General features: G+C 60.5%; 4 protein-coding genes. All 4 read right to left on the bottom strand.

The genetic code is table 11. From position 1 onward, the window contains the following. Positions 1-196: 196 nt before the first annotated feature. The 4 genes from ACOQFS_RS00030 to ACOQFS_RS00015 are packed head-to-tail and all read right to left on the bottom strand — an operon-like array spanning position 197 to position 1,792. Entirely contained in the window at positions 197-628 is a 432-nt protein-coding gene (locus tag ACOQFS_RS00030; RefSeq protein ID WP_421560936.1) for a hypothetical protein, read from the bottom strand. After that, entirely contained in the window at positions 616-1,191 is a 576-nt protein-coding gene (locus ACOQFS_RS00025; protein ID WP_421560935.1) for a type II toxin-antitoxin system MqsA family antitoxin, read from the bottom strand. The genes ACOQFS_RS00030 and ACOQFS_RS00025 overlap by 13 nt, the downstream gene beginning before the upstream one ends. Before the next feature lie 12 nt (positions 1,192-1,203). Then, positions 1,204-1,617, bottom strand: coding sequence for a hypothetical protein (locus tag ACOQFS_RS00020; RefSeq protein ID WP_421560934.1), 414 nt, complete (start codon positions 1,615-1,617; stop codon positions 1,204-1,206). A 31-nt stretch (positions 1,618-1,648) separates the two neighbouring features. After that, entirely contained in the window at positions 1,649-1,792 is a 144-nt protein-coding gene (locus ACOQFS_RS00015; RefSeq protein WP_421560933.1) for a hypothetical protein, read from the bottom strand. Positions 1,793-1,966: the final 174 nt, after the last annotated feature.

The following is a 1,966-nucleotide window of genomic DNA, read 5'->3' as shown; positions in this document are numbered from 1 at the left end:
TCCACGCTTCCTCCCCACATTCGGTCGCCCTCATGCAGTTGCGCTTCGCTTCGTTCGTTGTGACCAACTTACGACGGGACTTGCACCCGTAGGAGTGCGCCCATGCTGGGCGCACGCAAAGAAGGGCCAGCAAGTTTGCCTTGCTGGCCCTTTTGTCTGTTGAGGCTCCGTGCGTTGAACGCCGCCTGCAAAGCCTTCAGTTGTAAGGCAACCCCAGCGGCAGCTCCCGCGCATCCAGCCCCATGGACTGCAGCTCGCGGCGGAAATGGGTCATCGCCAGAGGGAAGGCCTGGGCGACCAGGGCATATTGGTAGTCACGGTCATCCAGCAAGGCATTGGCCGCCGTCTCTTCCAAGCCCGGTGCATAGATGAATCGGGCTTCGTACTCGGCAGCGCAGGTCGCGATGTCGCTTGCATCTGCCTCGTTGGTAGCAGTGGCGTCCAGCTTGATCACCACCCCCACCATCAGCGGTGCCTTCGGCGTGTTGGGTACTGCCAAACCGACCTCGATCTCTTGCTGCACCGTCAAGCGCATCTTTGCCCCGGCCGCGTCACCCTTGTTTTTGCCCCTCAGCCCCAGCACACGGAAGCTGCGCAGCGTGGGGCGCGGTGTGTTTACTGCAGGCATGGCACGGCTCCATGGCTGAATGAGCGGCGGCGGAACTCGCGGGGGTTGTAGCTCGGATCGGGGCTCCCCACCTCGGCGCGCACCGCAGTAATGGAAACCACTTTGCTCATGGAGCGCAGCGGCGACTGGGGCTTCGCAATCTCTGTCTGCAAGCCCTTTTCTTCCACCAGCGCCCAAAAAGCCGCTGGGCTGCGGCGTACCAAACGCAGCAGCGTGTCCATGGCCTCCGACTGGGCAACATCATCGTTTTCGTACTTGCTGAATGCCACCGGGCCCCCGCCAAACAACTTGGCAGCTTGTGCCTGGGTCAGTTGGTATTGCTTGCGCAGTGCCGTGATTTCAGCGCCCGTCAGCAAGCCATCCACCTGCTTGCGGAACGCCATCACGATGCGCTTGTTCAATTTCGACTCCGCCATGCCCGCGTAGTCCGATGTGCAGGTATCGCACAGTTGGTAGTGCATGGGCAGCAATGCCTTGGTGCCTTTGTATTCCGTCTCTACCTCGCGTGTCTGCGCAGTGACGTGGCCTTCGCCGCAAATGGCGCACAGCGCCTTGTTTTCCATGACGGCTCTCCTTCAGGACAGGTGGCACGACACCAGCAACAACAGTTGCCCCGCCTTGCCTACCGCAAACTTCAAAAAATAATCAACACCCATCTCTCTGCCCGCTGTGGCTACCCATTCCACACGCTGCAGAGCGTAGGCATCGCAAGCAGCCAGTGCATTGCGGCCGTTGGTACACCACTCAGAGTCTCGGTAGTGCGCTGGGCGCAAATGCGCCAGAAGAGAGGCCACCGCATCCAGGTCACCCGCAAACAGCTCATACACCGCCTTGTCGCATCGATCTGTCCAGGTGTTCAGACCTCCGGCCGCCGCCAGCTTCTGAACCCTGGCGAGCTCGTACAAAGGCCCGTTGGCGATCTTGACGCGCCCCTGCCCGTCTTCGGGAGGATTCAGACTGTACTCTGAAACGACGACCATTTTTACCATGGTGGTAATTTTAGACAGGGTGGTGGGGTGATTACGCCACAGAGGCCACCAGTGCCTCGGCCAGACGGGCCTGCACTGCCTCGCGTTCGGCCAGGCGCTGGCGCAGGTCGGCGCACAGGCGGCGCAGGGCGGTGACGCGGGTGACGATGCGAGATTGTTCTGCTGGGGGCGGCATTGGCGTCAAAGCAGCGCGTATCAGCCCAATATTTAACGTAGGTTGTGCCAACGTTCGGGTGTCACCAGCAAAGCTGTCTTGCATGAACTTGGTCTCTAGCAGGCTGCTGAAATACTCCCCAGCGTCCGAACCTGTTCAGCGGCTGTAGCCGCATTTTTCCGTATCCTGAAAGTC

The organism is Paracidovorax sp. MALMAid1276, assembly GCF_049198005.1.
Lineage (GTDB): Bacteria > Pseudomonadota > Gammaproteobacteria > Burkholderiales > Burkholderiaceae_C > Acidovorax.
Note: the sequence above shows the minus strand (reverse complement) of the source record. Positions and strands in the feature narration are given on the sequence as shown.

What these genes read in the sequence shown, in the direction of transcription:
- ACOQFS_RS00030 (WP_421560936.1), bottom strand. Translation starts at nt 628, where the DNA reads ATGCCTGCAGTAAACACACCGCGCCCCACGCTGCGCAGCTTCCGTGTG.
- ACOQFS_RS00025 (WP_421560935.1), bottom strand. Translation starts at nt 1,191, where the DNA reads ATGGAAAACAAGGCGCTGTGCGCCATTTGCGGCGAAGGCCACGTCACT.
- ACOQFS_RS00020 (WP_421560934.1), bottom strand. Translation starts at nt 1,617, where the DNA reads ATGGTAAAAATGGTCGTCGTTTCAGAGTACAGTCTGAATCCTCCCGAA.
- ACOQFS_RS00015 (WP_421560933.1), bottom strand. Translation starts at nt 1,792, where the DNA reads ATGCCGCCCCCAGCAGAACAATCTCGCATCGTCACCCGCGTCACCGCC.